The 17737-nt window shown below is 69.9% G+C and carries 13 protein-coding genes; 8 read left to right on the top strand and 5 right to left on the bottom strand.

Features of this window, described 5'->3' with window-relative positions; all coding sequences use genetic code 11:
• Positions 1 to 112: 112 nt before the first annotated feature.
• Positions 113 to 1036 carry an alkaline phosphatase family protein gene (locus tag ACIBAF_RS01465; RefSeq protein ID WP_399461042.1) on the bottom strand — a complete coding sequence of 308 codons (924 nt, stop codon included), beginning with the start codon at positions 1034 to 1036 and terminating at the stop codon, positions 113 to 115.
• Between the two features lie 43 nt (positions 1037 to 1079).
• Positions 1080 to 1586: a VOC family protein gene (locus ACIBAF_RS01460; RefSeq protein ID WP_399461329.1), complete on the bottom strand. Its 507-nt coding sequence runs from the start codon at positions 1584 to 1586 to the stop codon at positions 1080 to 1082.
• 193 nt (positions 1587 to 1779) lie between these two features.
• On the opposite strand from ACIBAF_RS01460, the gene ACIBAF_RS01455 reads away from it, so the two are divergent.
• A complete protein-coding gene (locus ACIBAF_RS01455; protein ID WP_399461328.1) occupies positions 1780 to 4773 on the top strand; it encodes a bifunctional [glutamine synthetase] adenylyltransferase/[glutamine synthetase]-adenylyl-L-tyrosine phosphorylase in 2994 nt (997 codons plus the stop codon).
• 185 nt (positions 4774 to 4958) lie between these two features.
• Here the strand turns inward: ACIBAF_RS01455 and ACIBAF_RS01450 are convergent, their stop codons facing one another.
• Positions 4959 to 5912, bottom strand: coding sequence for a DMT family transporter (locus tag ACIBAF_RS01450; protein ID WP_399461041.1), 954 nt, complete (start codon positions 5910 to 5912; stop codon positions 4959 to 4961).
• A gap of 89 nt (positions 5913 to 6001) precedes the next feature.
• On the opposite strand from ACIBAF_RS01450, the gene ACIBAF_RS01445 reads away from it, so the two are divergent.
• On the top strand, positions 6002 to 6919 hold the full coding sequence (locus tag ACIBAF_RS01445; protein WP_399461327.1) for a LysR family transcriptional regulator: 918 nt from the start codon (positions 6002 to 6004) through the stop codon (positions 6917 to 6919).
• 96 nt (positions 6920 to 7015) lie between these two features.
• Here ACIBAF_RS01445 and ACIBAF_RS01440 read toward each other — a convergent pair whose 3' ends face one another.
• Together ACIBAF_RS01440 and ACIBAF_RS01435 are read right to left on the bottom strand one after the other, a co-directional pair.
• A complete protein-coding gene (locus tag ACIBAF_RS01440) occupies positions 7016 to 7852 on the bottom strand; it encodes a phosphatase PAP2 family protein (protein ID WP_399461040.1) in 837 nt (278 codons plus the stop codon).
• A gap of 131 nt (positions 7853 to 7983) precedes the next feature.
• Positions 7984 to 9018 (bottom strand): LacI family DNA-binding transcriptional regulator, encoded by a 1035-nt coding sequence (locus ACIBAF_RS01435; RefSeq protein ID WP_399461039.1) that lies wholly within the window; start codon positions 9016 to 9018, stop codon positions 7984 to 7986.
• A gap of 401 nt (positions 9019 to 9419) precedes the next feature.
• Between ACIBAF_RS01435 and ACIBAF_RS01430 the strand changes: the two genes are divergently transcribed.
• The 6 genes from ACIBAF_RS01430 (at position 9420) to ACIBAF_RS01405 (ending at position 17657) form a co-directional block, all read left to right on the top strand.
• Positions 9420 to 10697 carry an extracellular solute-binding protein gene (locus ACIBAF_RS01430; protein ID WP_399461038.1) on the top strand — a complete coding sequence of 426 codons (1278 nt, stop codon included), beginning with the start codon at positions 9420 to 9422 and terminating at the stop codon, positions 10695 to 10697.
• Positions 10698 to 10816: 119 nt separating this feature from the next.
• Entirely contained in the window at positions 10817 to 11821 is a 1005-nt protein-coding gene (locus ACIBAF_RS01425; RefSeq protein WP_399461037.1) for a carbohydrate ABC transporter permease, read from the top strand.
• 13 nt (positions 11822 to 11834) lie between these two features.
• Entirely contained in the window at positions 11835 to 12743 is a 909-nt protein-coding gene (locus ACIBAF_RS01420; RefSeq protein ID WP_399461036.1) for a sugar ABC transporter permease, read from the top strand.
• Between the two features lie 281 nt (positions 12744 to 13024).
• The gene (locus ACIBAF_RS01415; protein WP_399461035.1) at positions 13025 to 14767 is read left to right on the top strand and encodes a glycoside hydrolase family 13 protein; all 1743 of its coding nucleotides are present in this window, start codon (positions 13025 to 13027) and stop codon (positions 14765 to 14767) included.
• 579 nt (positions 14768 to 15346) lie between these two features.
• Entirely contained in the window at positions 15347 to 16123 is a 777-nt protein-coding gene (locus ACIBAF_RS01410; RefSeq protein WP_399461034.1) for an Fpg/Nei family DNA glycosylase, read from the top strand.
• 148 nt (positions 16124 to 16271) lie between these two features.
• The gene (locus ACIBAF_RS01405; RefSeq protein ID WP_399461033.1) at positions 16272 to 17657 is read left to right on the top strand and encodes an alpha-amylase family protein; all 1386 of its coding nucleotides are present in this window, start codon (positions 16272 to 16274) and stop codon (positions 17655 to 17657) included.
• The last annotated feature ends 80 nt before the right edge of the window (positions 17658 to 17737 follow it).

Genomic DNA, 17737 nt, shown 5'->3' with positions numbered 1-17737 from the left:
CACAGCGATGCACGGCGATGCACAGGGCCGACGGTGAGGACGCCGTCGGCCCTGTGGCGTCTACCGCGGCGCCCGCGTGATGATCATGGGACAACACGGCGGCCCTGTGTGGTCATGGTGCCCAGATCCCTGTGATGTCCGTCGCGGAGGCCGCGTTGCCGGCGTGGGCGGTCAGGTCCTGGCTGTCCTCCAGGGTGCGCAGCAGGTCGTAGTGGTTGTACTTCGTCGACGAGGACGAACCCGGCGTCACCGGCTGGCCGTACAGGACCGTCGGGATGCGGTTGCCGGCGAGGCGGTTGTCCTCGTCGAAGGTGACGACGAGGAGGCTGTTGTGGGTCCTGGCCCACGCGGCGTAGGCGCTCAGGTTGTTCTTCAGCCAGGTGTCGCCGGTCGCCACCGGGCAGTCGTGCATGTCGTTGCACAGGTCGGGGACGACGAAGGACACGTGGGGGAGCGTCGAGTAGTCGGTCGGGAACTGTGCGAAGGTCTTCGCCGTCGACGTCGGGACGTTGCTGAAGCCGAACCACGGGTTGTGCTTGCGGGCGTAGTCGCCGCTGCTGCACGTCGTCGAGCCCTGGCCGGGCAGCGTCTCGTTGTAGCTGGTCCAGGTGCGGCCGGCCGCGATCAGCTCCGAGGCGAGGTTCGCGGCCGAGGAGAAGCCGGGCGAGTAGCAACTGTCGTCCGTGATGCCCTGGGTGGAGCCGGAGAACAGCGCGAAGTAGTTGGGCTGGCTCGGGTGGGTCTCGGCGTACGACTGGGAGAGGTTGGCCCCGCCGGTCTTGAGCGAGTTGATGTACGGGGCGCTGGAGGCGCCGATGACCTGGCTGTAGGCGTGGTTCTCGAAGACCACGACGACCACGTGGTCCGGGGTCGGCACGCCCGCCACCGCCCGCGCGGACGGGGACGAGCCGCCGAGACCGGACCACAGGCCCGCGGCGACCGCCGTGAGGGCGAGAGCGGACGCCACGACCGCACGGCGGCTGCGGCGGTACCAGCGGTACGGGGAGCTGCCGGAACTGCCAGTCGTGCCGGACACATCAGCCTCCGGTGGGGGTGAGGAGCGGGGCGGCGGGTGGGTGTTAAGGCTGCTGCTGCCCGGTGGGGTCCGTCGGGGCGGACGGGGCTGCCAGGGCCGCCAGGACCTTGTGCAGGGGTTCGGTCTCGCGGCGGCGGTACTTCTGGATCGCCCACCCTCCCCCACTCTCGAACTCCGCTCGAGCGGGGGGACCCCCATCGTCCGGATCCTTGAAGTACATGAAGGTCGCTCCGTCCTGCGGGGCGAACTGCTGGGGTTCGGTGACCTCAAGCCCCCGCGCGGTCAGCTCCTCGTACGCCGCCTTCGCGTCCGTCACGCAGAGCTGCATGCCGTGGTACGTGCCCGGCTGCGGGGTGCCCGTCGGGACCTGGAGGCCGTCCACCAGGGCGATCGAACAGCCCGCGCCGGGCGGGGTGAGCTGCACGATCCGAACGCCCTCCATCACCTGGCCGTCGAGGTGGACGTGGAAGCCGACCTTGTCCTGGTAGAACTCCTTGGCCCGGTCCACGTCCGACACCGGGAGCAGGATCACTTCGAGGGTCATGGTCATGGGTGTGGTGGTGCTCATGAGGCGGCTCTCCCTTGTCGGTCCGTGCGGGCGACTCTTCGGACTGGCTCTTCGGACTGGCTCTTCGGACGTCGTACGGCTCCCCACTCAACACAGAACCTGAAACCGGCCCGGAGCGCCACCGTGGGGTGAGGGTTACGCTCAAGTGCGGACGACCTTGATCGAGGAGGCCTGGATGGCGCCGGGGCGCAGGAGCAGTACCTTCACACGGCTGCTGCGGCACGGTTTCACCGATCCGTCCGCCGCCGAGCGGCTCCTGGACGGGCCCGAGCTGTCCCCGGTGCGCAGTGATCCGTTTCTGCTGGAGGCCCTCGGCGGCACCGCCGATCCCGATCTGGCCCTGCGCGGTCTCGTCCGGCTGCTGGAGGCGCAGCCCGGGCACACCGCCCGGCGGGAGCTGCTCGACACGCTGATAGCGGCCAAGCCGCTGCGCGACCGGCTGCTGGGGGTGCTGGGGGCGTCCGCCGCGCTCGCCGATCACCTTGCCCGGCATCCGCGGGACTGGGAGGCGCTGGTCACGTACGAGCCCCGGGATCTGCATCCCGGGGTGGAGGAGTTCGAGCGCGGGCTGTCCGAGGCCACCGATCCCGTGCTGTTGCGCGTCGCCTACCGGCGGTGTCTGCTGTCCATCGCGGCGCGTGACGTGTGCGGGACGACCGATCTCGCCGAGACGGCCGCCGAGCTCGCCGATCTCGCCACGGCCACGTTGCGGGCAGCCTTGGGGCTGGCTCGGGCCGCGGCGCCGGACGACGCCGCGTTGTGCCGGCTCGCGGTCATCGCCATGGGCAAGTGCGGCGGGCATGAACTGAACTACGTGTCGGACGTCGATGTCATCTTCGTGGGGGAGGCCGTCGGCGGGGCCGACGAGGGGAAGGCGTTGCGGGCCGCCACCAAGCTCGCCTCGCACATGATGCGGATCTGTTCCGAGACCACCGTGGAAGGGTCCATCTGGCCCGTCGACGCCAACCTGCGGCCCGAGGGGCGCAACGGGCCGCTCGTGCGGACGCTCAGCAGTCATGTCGCGTACTACCAGCGGTGGGCCAAGACCTGGGAGTTCCAGGCCCTGTTGAAGGCGCGGCCGGTGGCGGGGGATCTGGAGCTGGGGGCGGAGTACGTCGCCGCCGTCGAACCCCTGGTGTGGAAGGCCGCCGAGCGGGAGAACTTCGTCACCGACGTGCAGAAGATGCGGCGGCGGGTCGTCGAGAACATTCCGGCCGCCGAGGTCGAGCGTGAACTGAAGCTCGGACCCGGGGGGTTGAGGGACGTCGAGTTCGCCGTGCAGCTGCTGCAGTTGGTGCACGGGCGGGCCGATGTCTCGTTGCGGAGCGGGACCACGCTGGACGCTCTCCAGGCGCTGGCTGCGGGGGGTTACGTCGGGCGGGCCGATGCCGAGCAACTCGATGTCGCGTACCGGTTTCTGCGGTCCATGGAGCATCGGATCCAGCTGTACCGGCTGCGGCGGACCCATCTGGTTCCGGAGGGCGAGGCCGATCTGCGGCGGCTTGGTCGGTCGCTCGGGCTGCGGACCGATCCTGTGGTGGAACTGGGGCGGGAGTGGAAGCGGCATGCGGCTGTGGTGCGGCGGCTGCACGAGAAACTCTTCTACCGGCCGCTGCTCGATGCCGTTGCCCAACTCGCCCCCGGCGAGAGCCGGTTGAGTCCTGAGGCGGCTCGGGAACGGCTGGTCGCGCTCGGGTACGCCGATCCTGCTTCTGCGTTGCGTCATCTGGAGGCGTTGGCTTCCGGTGTCTCACGGAAGGCTGCCATTCAGCGGACTTTGCTGCCTGTGCTGTTGGGATGGTTCGCCGACTCCGCCGATCCGGACGCCGGGCTGCTGAACTTCCGCAAGGTGTCGGACGCGTTGGGCAAGACGCCTTGGTATCTGCGGTTGTTGAGGGACGAGGGGGCGGCCGCGGAGAATCTCGCGCGTGTCCTTTCCGCCGGGCGGCTCGCCCCCGATCTGTTGATGCGGGCGCCGGAAGCGGTGGCGCTGCTGGGGGACGGGGACGGCGGGGGGCTCGAGCCTCGGGGGCGGGCCCAGCTGGAGCAGGAGATACTCGCCGCGGTGGGGCGGGCCGAGGGGGTCGTGCAGGCGGTCACCGCGGCGCGTGGGGTCCGGCGGCGTGAGCTGTTCCGTACGGCCGCCGCGGACATCGTCGGCTCGTACGGCACCGAGGCGCAGCCGGTCGAGGCCGATCAGGGGGCCCTGGTGGACCTGGTGGGCGGGGCCGTGTCGGACCTCACGGCTGCCACGCTGGCCGGGACGCTGCGGGCGGTCGTGCGCGAGGGGTGGGGGGACACGCTGCCCACGTGCTTCGCGGTGGTGGGGATGGGGCGGTTCGGGGGGCACGAGCTGGGCTACGGCTCCGATGCGGATGTGCTGTTCGTGCACGAGCCCCGGGACGGCGTCGATGAGCGGGAGGCGGCTGACGCCGCCAACAAGGTCGTCTCCGAGATGCGTCGGCTGCTGCAGATTCCCAGCGCTGATCCGCCGCTTCTCGTGGACGCGGATCTGCGGCCGGAGGGTAAGTCCGGGCCGCTGGTGCGATCGTTGAAGTCCTACGAGGCCTACTACCGGCGGTGGTCGCTGGTCTGGGAGTCGCAGGCGCTGCTGCGGGCTGAACTCGTCGCCGGGGATGAGGAGTTGGGGCGACGGTTCATTGAGCTGGTCGATCCGTTGCGGTATCCGGTGGGCGGACTGGGCGACGATGCCGTTCGGGAGATCCGGCGGCTCAAGGCTCGTATGGAGACGGAGCGGATGCCTCGCGGAGTCGATCCCAAGCTGCACACCAAGCTCGGGCCGGGTGGGCTTTCCGACGTGGAGTGGACCGTGCAGTTGCTTCAGATGCGGCACGGCTCCACGGAGCCGGGGTTGCGCACCACCCGTACCCGGAAGGCGCTGGCGGCGGCGTGCGCGGCCGGACTGATCTCGGCCGAGGACGCGTCGACGCTCGACGAGGCGTGGGTGTTGGCCACTCGGGTGCGCAACGCGGTGATGCTGGTGCGGGGGCGGGCCGGGGACACGTTTCCGTCCGATCCTCGTGAACTGGTCGCTGTGGGGCGGTACTTGGGGTACGGGCCGGGGCGGGTCGGAGACATGCTGGACGACTATCGGCGTACCGCGCGGCGGGCTCGGGGTGTGGTGGACGAGCTGTTCTACGCGGGGTAGGCGGGTCGGGCGGGGCTCGGCTGTTTCCTTTCGGGTGGGTCCGGCAGTGAGTGGGGTCCGGCAGTGGGTGGGGTCCGGCAGGGGGGGGCCGGCAGTGGGTGGGTCGGGGCCGTGGCGGTGCGTCGAGCCCGTCGCGTGTTGGGCGTACTGCTGCATGTTTCCTATGTGCTGTCGGCAGTGACGAGCTAAGCGACGGGCTGCGACGCACCGCCACGGCCCGCTCCCGCCGTCTCTCGGGTGCGGGATGGGTCGTCGGGCCCGTGGTGTCCCTTCGTTTTCTTGTTTCCGTGGTTCTTGCGGGTCAGGGCTACGGCCAGGAGTACTACCGCCATGCCCGCCAGGACGCGTGGGTTCAGGTCTTCGTCCAGGACCGTTGCGCCCAGGGCTACTGAGACCACGGGGAGCAGGTAGCCGACTGTCGCCGCCGCTGTGGGGCCCTCGTCCGCAATGAGGCGGTAGTTGAGGTAGAAGGTCATGCCTGTGCCGAGGACGCCGAGTACGAGGACGGCGAGGAGCGCGGTGGCGTCCGGGTGGGAGGGGGACGCCGTGGGGAGGGCCAGGGTGGTCCAGGCTGTGGCGGCCAGGAGTTGCGCCGCTGACATGGCCAGGGGGGTGTCGTTGGTCGTGAGGTGGCGGGACATGTAGGCGAAGGCGACCGCGTAGCTGGCTGCTGCCGCGAGGAGGGCCAGGGCGGGCCAGGTGAGGAGGCCCTCCTGGCGCCAGGGGGCGAAGATCACCAGCGTGCCGGCGAAGCCCAGGAGGAGGCCGGTCAGGCGGGTGGGGGGAAGGGGGCGGTCCGTGCCCAGGACGATGCCTATGAGGAGGGACCAGAGGGGGGTGGTGGCGTTGAGGACGCCTGCGATGCCTGAGTCGACGTGCTGCTCGCCCAGGGCGAAGAGGGCGAAGGGGAGGGCGTTGCAGAAGAGGGCGGCGATGGCGAGGTGGCGCCAGGTCGACTTGGAGCGGGGGAGGCGCTGGCCCGCCCTGCGGGCCAGGAGGAGGAGTACGGCCGTCCCCAGGGCGCAGCGGGTGACGGTGATCTGGGTGGGGGTGAGGCCATGGGTGAGGGACAGCTTGATCCAGAGGAAGCCGGAGCCCCAGAAGAGGGCCAGTGCCGCCATGCGGAGGGTGGAGGGCATGGGTCTACGGTCGTCCGGTTGAGGGTTGAGGACAAGTGAAATGTTTTGGATGGTTCATTAAGGTGGGCTGCATGATTGATGTGCGACGGATGCAGGTGTTGCGGGCTGTGGTGGGCAGTGGGTCCGTCACGGGGGCTGCTGGGGCTCTGGGGTACACGCCGTCCGCAGTGAGTCAGCAGATCGCCGCCCTGGAGAAGGAGGTGGGGGCTGAGCTGCTGGAGCGGGTGGGGCGGGGGGTTCGGCCCACCGCTGCCGGGCTGCTGCTCAGTGAGTACGCGGATGCCATCGGGCGGCAGGTCGCCGAGGCCGAGGCCGCGCTCGCCGACCTGTTGGCCGGGCGCACGGGGCGGCTGGGTGTGCGGTACTTCGCCACCGCGGGGGCCGGGCTGGTCGCGCCCGCGGTGGCTCGGCTGCGGGAGGCGCATCCCGGAGTGGGGGTGGACCTGAAGCTGACGGTCGATTCCGAGGACCCTGTGGCCGAGGTGCGGGAAGGGCGGGCCGATCTTGCCCTGGTGGTGAAGGCAGGCGGGGGACCGCAGAGCGGTGTGCGGGTGCTGCACCTGCTGGATGATCCCTATCTTGCCGTTCTGCCTCGTGGGCATCGGCTTGCCGGGCGGCGGACCGTGCGGCTGGGGGAGCTGGCCGAGGAGGGGTTCGTGGGGAGCGAGTGGCCGGGGCCCTGCCTTGACGCTCAGCTCGATGCGTGCGCGGCGGTGGGGTTTCGGCCTCGGTTCGTGGTCGAGAGCGAGGACTATGTCACCGCCCAGGGGTTCGTCGCCGCTGGGCTGGGGGTGAGTCTCGTGCCCCGGCTGGGGCTGGGGAGCCGGCATCCGGGGGTGGTGGTGCGGGAGGTGCGTGATCCGGTGCCGGTGCGGGTCATTCATGCCGTGGTTCGGGAGACCGCGCCCGCCCAGCCCGCGTTGGACGCCTTCATCGACGCGCTGAGGGATGCGGGCGGGGGTGCCGGAGGGAGTTCTACGGGTGCGTCGTCCTTGCTGGGTTCATGAGGGCGGTGGGGCCTACGGCGAAGGCCTGGTCCTCGGCCCTGCGGCGTTTCGGCCAGGGCCTCGGCCGCCCGTGCCGTCGGGCCACCCCGGGACGGCCTACCGTGGCGCTCGCGGTTGCGGAACCCGCGGTAGCGCATAGGGCACAGCCCCGTACCAGACCCGTGCCACCGCGAACCCGAACGCCAGGCAGAGGATGCCGCCCACCGCGTCCAGCCAGAAGTGGTTGGCCGTGGCGACGATCACCACCAGCGTCGCCACCGGGTAGAGCAGGCCCAGGATGCGGACCCAGGGGAGTCTGGCCAGGGCGAAGATCGTCAGGCCGCACCAGACGGACCAGCCGATGTGCATCGACGGCATCGCCGCGTACTGGTTCGACATGTTCTTCAGGTCGCCGGACGCCATCGAGCCCCACGTCTGGTGGACCATCACCGTGTCGATGAAGTCGCCGCCCGGCATCAGGCGCGGCGGTGCCAGCGGGTACAGGTAGTAGCCGACCAGGGCCACCGCCGTGGTGGCGAACAGGACCAGGCGGGTTGCCGCGTAGCGGCCGGGGTGGCTGCGGTAGAGCCAGACCAGGACGGCCAGCGTGACGATGAAGTGCAACGTCGCGTAGTAGTAGTTCATGCCCACGATGAGCCACGTCACCGAGTTCACCGCGTGGTTGACCGACTCCTCCACGGCGATGCCCAGATCGTGCTCCGCGCGCCAGATCCAGTCCGTGTTGCGCAGTGCTTCGGCGCGCTGTTCCGGGACCGCGTTGCGCACCAGTGAGTACGTCCAGTAACTGACGCCGATGAGGAGGATCTCGAACCAGAGGCGAGGGCGGCGGGGGGTGCGCAGCCGGTCGAGTCGACGCTGCCGGGGCTCGGCCGTGACGGGGTACGGAATGGCCTGGTCACGGCCTTCCAACGGTGTCACAGTCGATTCACCCATGGACATGAAGTCTGCCAGAAGAGCCCTCTTGGCCCGATCATCCCTCGGTCGGGTTCGCCTCGCACGTTGTACAGCGGGCGGACTGCCGCGTCTACTACCGGCGTACGGGGGAAACCCCTGGTTTCTCCGCCCTACGGACGATTCCGGTCACCGGGCGCCGAAGCGGTCGAACCACGGACCACCAGTTCCGGCATGAACACGAACTCGCTGTGGGGTGCGGGGGTCCCGCCGATCTCCTCCAGGAGGGTGCGGACGGCGGCCTGGCCCATCGCGGGGACCGGCTTGCGGATCGTGGTGAGGGGCGGGTCGGTGAAGGCGATCAGGGGGGAGTCGTCGAAGCCGACCACCGAGACGTCCCGCGGGACCGCGAGACCGCGCTGCCGGGCCGCGCGTATCGCGCCCAGCGCCATCATGTCGCTCGCGCAGACGATCGCCGTGCAGCCCCGGTCGATCAGGGCCGTGGTCGCCGCCTGGCCGCCCTCCAGGGTGTAGAGGGAGTGCTGGACGAGGTCTGTCTCGATCGTTTCCGCGCTCAGGTGCAGTTGGTCCTGCATGGCCCGTACGAAGCCCTCGATCTTGCGCTGGACCGGGACGAAGCGCTTGGGGCCCAGGGCCAGGCCCACCCGGGTGTGACCGAGGGAGACGAGGTGGGTGACCGCCAGGGTCATCGCCGCCCGGTCGTCGGGGGAGATGAAGGGGGCCTGCACCTTGGGGGAGAAGCCGTCCACCAGCACGAAGGGGACGCCCTGGGCGCGCAGCTGCTCGTAGCGCTGCATGTCGGCCGTGGTGTCCGCATGCAGGCCGGAGACGTAGATGATGCCGGCGACGCCGCGGTCGACCAGCATCTCGGTCAGCTCGTCCTCCGTGGAACCGCCCGGGGTCTGGGTGGCGAGGACCGGGGTGTAGCCCTGGCGGGTCAGCGCCTGGCCGATGACCTGGGCCAGGGCCGGGAATATCGGGTTCTCCAGCTCCGGCGTGATCAGGCCGACCAGGCCCGCGCTGCGCTGGCGCAGCCGGACCGGGCGCTCGTAGCCCAGGACGTCCAGAGCGGCGAGCACGGACTGGCGGGTGGTGGCGGCGACGCCAGGCTTGCCGTTGAGGACGCGGCTGACGGTCGCTTCGCTCACCCCCGCCTGCGCAGCGATGTCGGCAAGCCGTGTGGTCACAGGGGTGGACTGTACCGGTCGGGTGCTGCCTTGCACACCGATCGGGCGCCGTGGGCGACCTGGTGAACGGCCCGCGCCGGGCTGCTGCGTCATCGCGCTCCCTCATGAAAGTGACGGCAAGAGCTTGCAGAGTCTTGCACAGCAGTCGCGTGCCCCGCTCTGAGGCCGCTCAACCGCGACAACTACGGTCTCACGGCGGTCGAGGGGAGGTCACGCACGGGTCACGTGCGGATAACTTCGGAGATCTCTTGCACTTTTTTTCTGCAAGGTCTTTCGTGCCGCTTACATCGCTGTTACGTTCACGTCGCCCGGCGGCGGCAACGACGCGGTCGGAGTAGGCAGGGCGGCGGACGGGACCGCTTCCTGGAGCTATACGGGCTTTCACCCTCAAGGAGAAACTCATGCGGCGTGGCATAGCGGCCACCGCGCTGGTGGCGTCCTTCGCCCTCGCGGCGACGGCCTGCGGCGGGGACGACAGCGGCAGCGACAACTCGTCCGGGCCGGTCACCATCACCTGGTGGGACACCTCCAACGCCACCAATGAGGCGCCCACGTACCAGGCCCTGGTCAAGCAGTTCGAGGCCGCCAACAAGGACGTCAAGGTCAAGTACGTCAACGTGCCCTTCGACCAGGCCCAGAACAAGTTCGACACCGCCGCCGGCGCCTCCGGCGCGCCCGACGTGCTGCGCTCCGAGGTCGGCTGGACCCCCGCCTTCGCCAAGAAGGGCTACTTCCTGCCGCTGGACGGCACCGACGCCCTCAAGGACCAGGCCAAGTTCAAGTCGAACCTGATCGAGCAGGCCAAGTACGAGGGCAAGACGTACGGCGTGCCGATCGTCACGGACACGCTCGCGCTGGTCTACAACAAGGACCTCTTCGCGAAGGCCGGCCTCACCGCCGCCCCGAAGACCTGGGACGAGCTGAAGACCGCCGCCGCCACGATCAAGGCGAAGACGGGCGCCGACGGCTACTGGGGCTCCGCCACCGCGGCCTACTACGCCCAGCCCTTCCTCTACGGCGAGGGCACGAACACCGTCGACGCCGACGCCAAGAAGATCACCGTCAACTCGGCGGCGGCGAAGAAGGCGTACGGCACCTGGCTCGGCCTGTTCGACGGCGCTGGCCTGCACAAGGCCGACACCACCGCCGACGCCTACGCCCACATCCAGGACGCGTTCGTCAACGGCAAGGTCGCCGCGATCATCCAGGGCCCCTGGGAGATCACGAACTTCTACAAGGGCAGCGCGTTCAAGGACAAGGCCAACCTCGGCATCGCCACCGTCCCGGCCGGCGGAGCCGGCAAGGCGGGCGCCCCGACCGGCGGCCACAACCTCTCGGTCTACGCCGGCTCGGACAAGGCCCACCAGGCCGCCGCGCTGAAGTTCATCAACTTCATGACCTCCGCGTCGTCCCAGGCGACCATCGCCCAGAAGAACTCCACGCTGCCCACGCGCGACGACGCCTACACCGCCGCCGTCAAGGCCGACCCGGGCATCGCCGGCTACGGCGCCGTCCTCGCCTCCGCCCAGCCGCGCCCCGCGCTGCCGGAGTACAGCTCCCTGTGGGGTCCGCTCGACACCGAACTGCCCAAGATCGCGGGCGGCAAGGAAAGCCTCGACAAGGGCCTGAGCAACGCTGAACTCGCCATCGCCAAGCTGGTGCCGGACTTCAGCAAGTGAGCCCCGCGTGGCCGTCGGATCTCCCGCTTGAGGTGGGGGGAGGGATCCGGCGGCCACCGGCCTGTGAGCCGTACACCCCCCTCGAAGATCCAGCGTGAAGATCCAGAAGGTGTCGAACCATGACAGTCGCCATCGACCGCGCGACCGGCAAGCGCCGCGGTGACCGTGAGCCGAGGCCCGGGCTGGGCACGCGCCTGAAGCACGGCTACCACAAGCACTGGTACGCGTACGCGATGATCGCGCCGGTGGCGATCGTCCTCGGCGTCCTCGTCCTGTACCCCCTGGTGTACGGCCTCTACCTGACGCTCACCGACGCCAACAGCCTCAACACCGCGCGCACCATCGGCGTCAACCACATCGACGCCACCTACAAGTTCATCGGCCTCGACAACTACGCCGACATCCTGTGGGGCCCGACGGCCTACGACCGCTTCTGGTCGCACTTCATCTGGACGATCGTGTGGACGGTGGCCTGTGTCGCCCTGCACTACAGCATCGGACTGGGCCTCGCGCTCCTGCTCAACCAGAAACTGCGCGGACGCACCCTGTACCGGCTGATCCTGGTGCTGCCGTGGGCGGTGCCCACGTTCGTCACCGTCTTCGGCTGGCGTTTCATGCTCGCGGACGGCGGCGTCATCAACACCGTGCTCGACGCCCTGCATCTGCCGTCACCGCAGTGGCTCGAGGACACCTTCTGGCAGCGGTTCGCCGCGATCATGGTCAACACCTGGTGCGGTGTGCCGTTCATGATGATCTCGCTGCTCGGCGGTCTGCAGGCCATCGACGCCTCCCTGTACGAGGCCGCCGAGATGGACGGCGCGAGCGCCTGGCAGCGCTTCCGCTACGTCACCCTGCCCGGCCTGCGGTCCGTCAGCTCCACCGTCGTCCTGCTCGGCGTCATCTGGACGTTCAACCAGTTCGCCGTGATCTTCCTGCTGTTCGGCACCACCGCACCGGACGCGCAGATCCTCGTCACCTGGGCGTACTACCTCGGCTTCGGACAGCAGCCGCGTGACTTCGCACAGTCCGCCGCCTACGGCATCCTGCTGCTGGCCATCCTGATCGTCTTCACCTCGTTCTACCGCCGCTGGCTGAACCGCAACGAGCAGCAGCTCGCGATCTGAGGCAGGAGTTCCCATGAGTACCACCACAGCCGAGACCTCCGCCCCCGTGCGCGAGCAGCGCTCCGCGAAGACCCCCCGCCCGGCCCGGCGCCGCGGCGAGAACAGCCTCGCCGGCTCCCTCGCCTCGCACGCCGTCCTGATCGTCGCGAGCCTGATCGCGCTCTTCCCGATCGGCTGGCTCGTCTACCTGTCCCTCGGCCCGGACAAGGACGACTACCTGCACCCGGGCGGCATCTGGGACAAGATGACGTTCGACAACTACACGTTCGTCCTCGAACACACCAAGTTCTTCGACTGGTTGAAGAGCTCCCTCATCGTCACCCTCGGCACCACGGCCATCGGCGTGCTCATCGCCGCCACCACCGGCTACGCCGTGTCCCGCATGCGTTTCCCCGGCTACAAGAAGTTCATGTGGGTCCTGCTGGTCACCCAGATGTTCCCGGTCGCCGTGCTGATGGTCCCGATGTACCAGATCCTGTCCGACCTGAAGCTCATCGACAACTACCTCGGCCTGATCCTCGTCTACTGCACGACGGTCATCCCGTACAGCGCCTGGCTGCTCAAGGGGTACTTCGACACCATCCCCTTCGAGATCGACGAGGCCGGCCGCGTCGACGGGCTCACCCCCTTCGGCACCTTCTTCCGGCTGATCCTCCCGCTGGCCAAGCCCGGCCTCGCGGTGGCCGCCTTCTACAACTTCCTCACCGCGTTCAGCGAGGTCGCGTTCGCCTCGACGTTCATGCTCAGCGACGACAAGTACACGCTCGCCGTCGGCCTGCAGTCCTTCGTCAGCGAGCACGACGCCCAGCGCAACCTCATGGCCGCCACCGCCGTGCTGATCGCGATACCCGCCGCCGTGTTCTTCTACCTCGTGCAGAAGAACCTGGTGACCGGCCTCACGGCGGGCGGCACCAAGGGGTGACGCTCCGCTGCGAGGGCCGCGATGGGCCGTCGGTCGTCTGCGGCGTCGTCGTGGCCGGTCGTTCCCATCGCGGCGGAGCCGCCCAGCGATACAGCCCCCGCGCCCCTTCGGGGCGCTGCCCGACTCCCGCGCGCCTGACCGCGCGGGTGGCGGCCGCGGTGTCCTCCCCCGAAGGGGAGACCTCCAGACCCCGCTGACACCGCGGCCGCCTCATCCACCCGCCCCCTGCCGTCAGGCCCCGACTCCCCATGAATTCCATCCCGTTACGTACCAAGGACGCCATGAGCCAGCAGCCCTCCGCAGCCCCGGCCCCCACCCCCACCTCGGCCGTCGCCACCGTCGCCAAGCGCCGTGACTGGTGGCGGGACGCGGTGATCTACCAGGTGTACCCGCGCAGCTTCGCCGACAGCGACGGCGACGGCATGGGCGACCTGGAAGGCGTACGCTCCCGCCTCCCGTACCTGCAGGGCCTCGGCGTGGACGCCGTGTGGCTCAGCCCCTTCTACGCCTCCCCGCAGGCCGACGCCGGCTACGACGTCGCCGACTACCGGGAGGTCGACCCCATGTTCGGCAACCTCCTGGACGCCGACGCCCTCATCCGCGACGCCCGCGACCTGGGCCTGCGGATCATCGTCGACCTGGTCCCCAACCACTCCTCCGACCAGCACGAGTGGTTCAAGCGGGCGGTCGCGGAGGGCCCCGGCTCGCCGCTGCGCGACCGCTACCACTTCCGTCCGGGGAAGGGGAGGAACGGCGAACTCCCGCCCAACGACTGGGAGTCCATCTTCGGCGGCCCGGCCTGGACCCGGATCACCGAGCCGGACGGCACACCCGGCGAGTGGTACCTCCACCTCTTCGCCCCCGAGCAGCCCGACTTCAACTGGGAACACCCGGCCGTCGGCGACGAGTTCCGCTCCATCCTGCGTTTCTGGCTCGACATGGGCGTCGACGGCTTCCGCATCGACGTCGCCCACGGCCTGGTCAAGGCGGAGGGCCTCCCGGACCTCGGCTCCCACGAACAGCTCAAGCTGCTGGGCAACGATGTCATGCCGTTCTTCGACCAGGACGGCGTCCACGAGATCTACCGCCAGTGGCGGCTGATCCTGGACGAGTACTCCGGAAACAACAAGGGGCCCGAAGGGCCTTCCCCACAAGGGCGGGAGTGGGAGACGGGCGGGCGCATCTTCGTGGCCGAGGCCTGGACGCCGACCGTGGAGCGCACGGCGAATTACGTTCGCCCCGACGAACTCCACCAGGCCTTCAACTTCCAGTACCTGAGCACCGATTGGGACGCGAAGGAGCTGCGGACGGTCATCGACCGCACGCTGGAGGCGATGCGTCCGGTCGGCGCCCCGGCCACCTGGGTCCTGTCCAACCACGACGTCACCCGGCACTCCACCCGCTTCGCCAACCCGCCCGGCCTCGGCACCCAGATCCGCACGGCGGGCGACCGCGAGCTCGGCCTGCGCCGGGCCCGGGCCGCCACGCTGCTGATGCTGGCGCTCCCCGGCTCGGCGTACGTCTACCAGGGCGAGGAACTCGGCCTCCCGGACGTCGTCGACCTGCCCGACGAGGTCCGCCAGGACCCCGCCTACTTCCGCGGCGCCGGCCAGGACGGCTTCCGCGACGGCTGCCGCGTCCCGATCCCCTGGACGCGCGAGGGCACGTCGTACGGCTTCGGCGACGGCGGCAGCTGGCTGCCCCAGCCGGCCGGCTGGGGCGAGTTGAGCGTCCAGGCCCAGGAGGGCGTGGCCGGTTCGACCCTGGAGCTGTACCGCTCGGCCCTGCGTCTGCGCCGCTCCGAGCCCGACCTGGGCGCGGGCGAGGCGGTGGAGTGGCTGAAGGCCCCGGAGGGCGTCCTCGCCTTCCGCCGCGGGGAGTTCGTGTGCGTCGCGAACACGACGGGTGAGTCGGTCCGCGTCCCGGCGTACGGCCGTGTTTTGCTCGCCAGCGGCGAGGTGGCGGAGACGGACGGCGAGGCGAAGGTGCCGGGGGACACGACGGTGTGGTGGACCACAGCCTGACGACCTCTCCACGACCGTAAGGACGTCCGGGGCCCTCGGCCGCGCCATCGGGTTCGCCCGTACACGGCCGTCCGGGGCCCTCGGCCGCGCCATCGGGTTCGCCCGTGTGCGGCCGTGCGGGGTCCTCGGCGGTGTCGTCGGGTTCGCCCGTACACGGCCGTCCGGGGCCCTCGGCCGCGCCATCGGGTTCGCCCGTGTGCGGCCGTGCGGGGTCCTCGGCGGTGTCGTCGGGTTCGCCCGTACACGGCCGTCCGGGGCCCTCGGCCGCGCCATCGGGTTCGCCCGTGTGCGGCCGTGCGGGGTCCTCGGCGGTGTCGTCGGGCTCGCCCGTGTGCGGTCGCCGTGTGCGGGCGACCCTCCGCCCTGCGATCGCGCGCCCCCGTGCCGCCGCGAGCCCTGCCCTGCCCTGCGGGCGGACTGTGCTGAGCCTCACGGACACGACCCGGGGCCGCCGTTCCCCTCCCCGGGAACGGCGGGCCTTCGCGCTGCACCGGGGCCGGCCAGGAGCCACCATGGTGTGAGGGGGCCGCGGCCCGTTCGCCGGGCCGGCGGATCCTGGTGCGAGGGAGGACGTGTGCCATGCCCGAGCTGCCGGACGTCGAGGGATTCCGGAGGGTGCTCCGGTCCTGCGCGAAGGGCAGGACAATCCAGCGCGTCGAGGTGCTGGACACGGGCGTGCTGCACGAGGTGAGCGCCCGGCGGCTGCGGGACGCGTTGGAAGGCCGCCGCTTCACCGAACCGGAGCGGCACGGGAAGTGGCTGCTCGCCCGCACCGGCGGCCCCACCCTCATGCTGCACTTCGGCATGACCGGCCGACTGCTCTGCGCCGACCCCGACGACGCGGCCGAGGCACACGACCGCGTCCTGTTCACCGTGGCCCGCGACCGGCAGCTGCGCTACCGCGACCAGCGCAAACTCCGAGGCCTGTGGCTGGCCGAAGACGAGTCCGAGGTCGCCCGGCTGCTGGGCGGCCTGGGCCCGGACGCGCTGACGGTGGACCGCGACGACTTCGAGGCCGCGCTCACCGCACACCGCGGCAGCGTCAAGACCGTCCTCACCGACCAGACCGTCCTGGCCGGACTCGGCAATCTGCTGGCCGACGAGATCCTGTGGCGCGCGAGGCTGCGCCCCACCAGCCGGGCGAGCGAACTCGACGAGGCCGACCTCGGCCACCTGTATACCCACATGCGCCGCACCCTGCGCTCCGCGGTCACCGCCGGCCGCGTCCCGCCCCGGGACTCCTGGCTCACCGGCCATCGCGACGACCCGCACCCCGTCTGCCCGCGCTGCGGCGGCCCCCTGCGCCGGACCCGCACGGCGGGACGCGGGACGGTGTGGTGCCCGAAGTGCCAGTAGCACGCCACCAGGGCGGCTTCACTCCATAACTTCTTGCAGATCTTTCACACCCACCGCTGCCCTTTTGGCCCCGGGACCCTTAACATCACGCCACTGCAAGGTTTCTGAAAGATTGCAGCAAGAGCCTTCAATGGAGAAGGAACCCCACATGGCAAGCAGCAGAACGCTTTCGGGCGCCCTCGCCCTCGCCGCGGCCGCGGCCGCCGTCCTCGCCCCCGGCGCCTCCACGGCGTACGCCACCCCGCCCGGCGCCAAGGACGTCACCGCCGTCCTCTTCGAGTGGAACTTCGCCTCGGTCGCCAAGGAGTGCACCAACACGCTCGGCCCGGCCGGCTACGGATACGTCCAGGTCTCCCCGCCCGCCGAGCACATACAGGGCTCGCAGTGGTGGACGTCGTACCAGCCCGTCAGTTACAAGATCGCGGGTCGGCTGGGCGACCGCACGGCGTTCCAGAACATGGTGAACACCTGCCATGCGGCGGGTGTGAAGGTCGTCGTCGACACGGTCGTCAACCACATGTCGGCGGGCAGCGGCACCGGGACCGGCGGGTCCTCGTACACGAAGTACAACTACCCCGGCCTGTACTCCTCCTACGACTTCGACGACTGCACGAGCCAGGTCACCAACTACGCCGACCGCTGGAACGTCCAGCACTGCGAACTCGTCGGCCTCGCCGACCTGGACACCGGCGAGGAGTACGTCCGCAAGACCATCGCCGGGTACATGAACGACCTCCTCACCCTCGGCGTCGACGGCTTCCGCATCGACGCGGCCAAGCACATCGACACCGCCGACCTCGCCAACATCAAGTCGCGGCTGACGAACCCGAACGCGTACTGGAAACAGGAGGTCATCTACGGCAGCGGAGAGGCCGTCCAGCCGACCGAGTGCACCGGCAACGGGGATGTCCAGGAGTTCCGTTACGCCTACGACCTCAAGCGGGTCTTCAACAACGAGAACCTCGCCTACCTGAAGAACTACGGCGAGGGCTGGGGCTACATGAGCAGCTCGGTCGCCGGTGTCTTCGTCGACAACCACGACACCGAGCGCAACGGGTCCACCCTCAACTACAAGGACGGCGCGAACTACACCCTCGCCAACGTCTTCATGCTCGCCTACCCGTACGGCGCCCCGGACATCAACTCCGGTTACGAGTGGTCCGACACGGACGCCGGCCCGCCCAACGGCGGTGCGGTGAACGCCTGTTGGCAGAACGGCTGGAAGTGCCAGCACGCCTGGCCGGAGATCCTGCGCATGGTCGCCTTCCGCAACGCCACCCGCGGCGAGTCGGTGACCAACTGGTGGGACAACGGGGGCGACGCGATCGCCTTCGGGCGGGGCGGCAAGGGCTACGTCGCCATCAACCACGAGTCGAGCAGCCTGAGCCGGACGTACCAGACCTCGCTGCCCGCTGGCACGTACTGCAACGTGCAGAACAACACGAGCGTGACGATCGCCTCGAACGGCCAGTTCACGGCCACCCTCGGCGCCAACACGGCGCTGGCGGTCTACGCGGGCAAGTCCAGCTGCTGAGCACGGAAGGGGAACGTGGGATTGACGCTCAAGGAGTGTCGTCCTACGTTCCCTGCTGTCTATGGGAGCGCTCCCACCCC

The organism is Streptomyces sp. NPDC051677 (assembly GCF_044453465.1).
In the GTDB taxonomy this organism is placed as follows: Bacteria; Actinomycetota; Actinomycetes; order Streptomycetales; family Streptomycetaceae; genus Streptomyces.
The sequence above is the reverse complement of the archived record's forward strand: the minus strand, read 5'-3'. Positions and strand labels throughout refer to the sequence as shown.

Bases quoted from the DNA above. Each gene is read 5' to 3' on its own strand.
- ACIBAF_RS01460 (WP_399461329.1), bottom strand. From the start codon at position 1,586: ATGACCATGACCCTCGAAGTGATCCTGCTCCCGGTGTCGGACGTGGAC.
- ACIBAF_RS01455 (WP_399461328.1), top strand. From the start codon at position 1,780: ATGGCGCCGGGGCGCAGGAGCAGTACCTTCACACGGCTGCTGCGGCAC.
- ACIBAF_RS01450 (WP_399461041.1), bottom strand. From the start codon at position 5,912: ATGCCCTCCACCCTCCGCATGGCGGCACTGGCCCTCTTCTGGGGCTCC.
- ACIBAF_RS01445 (WP_399461327.1), top strand. From the start codon at position 6,002: ATGCAGGTGTTGCGGGCTGTGGTGGGCAGTGGGTCCGTCACGGGGGCT.
- ACIBAF_RS01440 (WP_399461040.1), bottom strand. From the start codon at position 7,852: ATGGGTGAATCGACTGTGACACCGTTGGAAGGCCGTGACCAGGCCATT.
- ACIBAF_RS01430 (WP_399461038.1), top strand. From the start codon at position 9,420: ATGCGGCGTGGCATAGCGGCCACCGCGCTGGTGGCGTCCTTCGCCCTC.
- ACIBAF_RS01425 (WP_399461037.1), top strand. From the start codon at position 10,817: ATGACAGTCGCCATCGACCGCGCGACCGGCAAGCGCCGCGGTGACCGT.
- ACIBAF_RS01420 (WP_399461036.1), top strand. From the start codon at position 11,835: ATGAGTACCACCACAGCCGAGACCTCCGCCCCCGTGCGCGAGCAGCGC.
- ACIBAF_RS01415 (WP_399461035.1), top strand. From the start codon at position 13,025: ATGAGCCAGCAGCCCTCCGCAGCCCCGGCCCCCACCCCCACCTCGGCC.
- ACIBAF_RS01410 (WP_399461034.1), top strand. From the start codon at position 15,347: ATGCCCGAGCTGCCGGACGTCGAGGGATTCCGGAGGGTGCTCCGGTCC.
- ACIBAF_RS01405 (WP_399461033.1), top strand. From the start codon at position 16,272: ATGGCAAGCAGCAGAACGCTTTCGGGCGCCCTCGCCCTCGCCGCGGCC.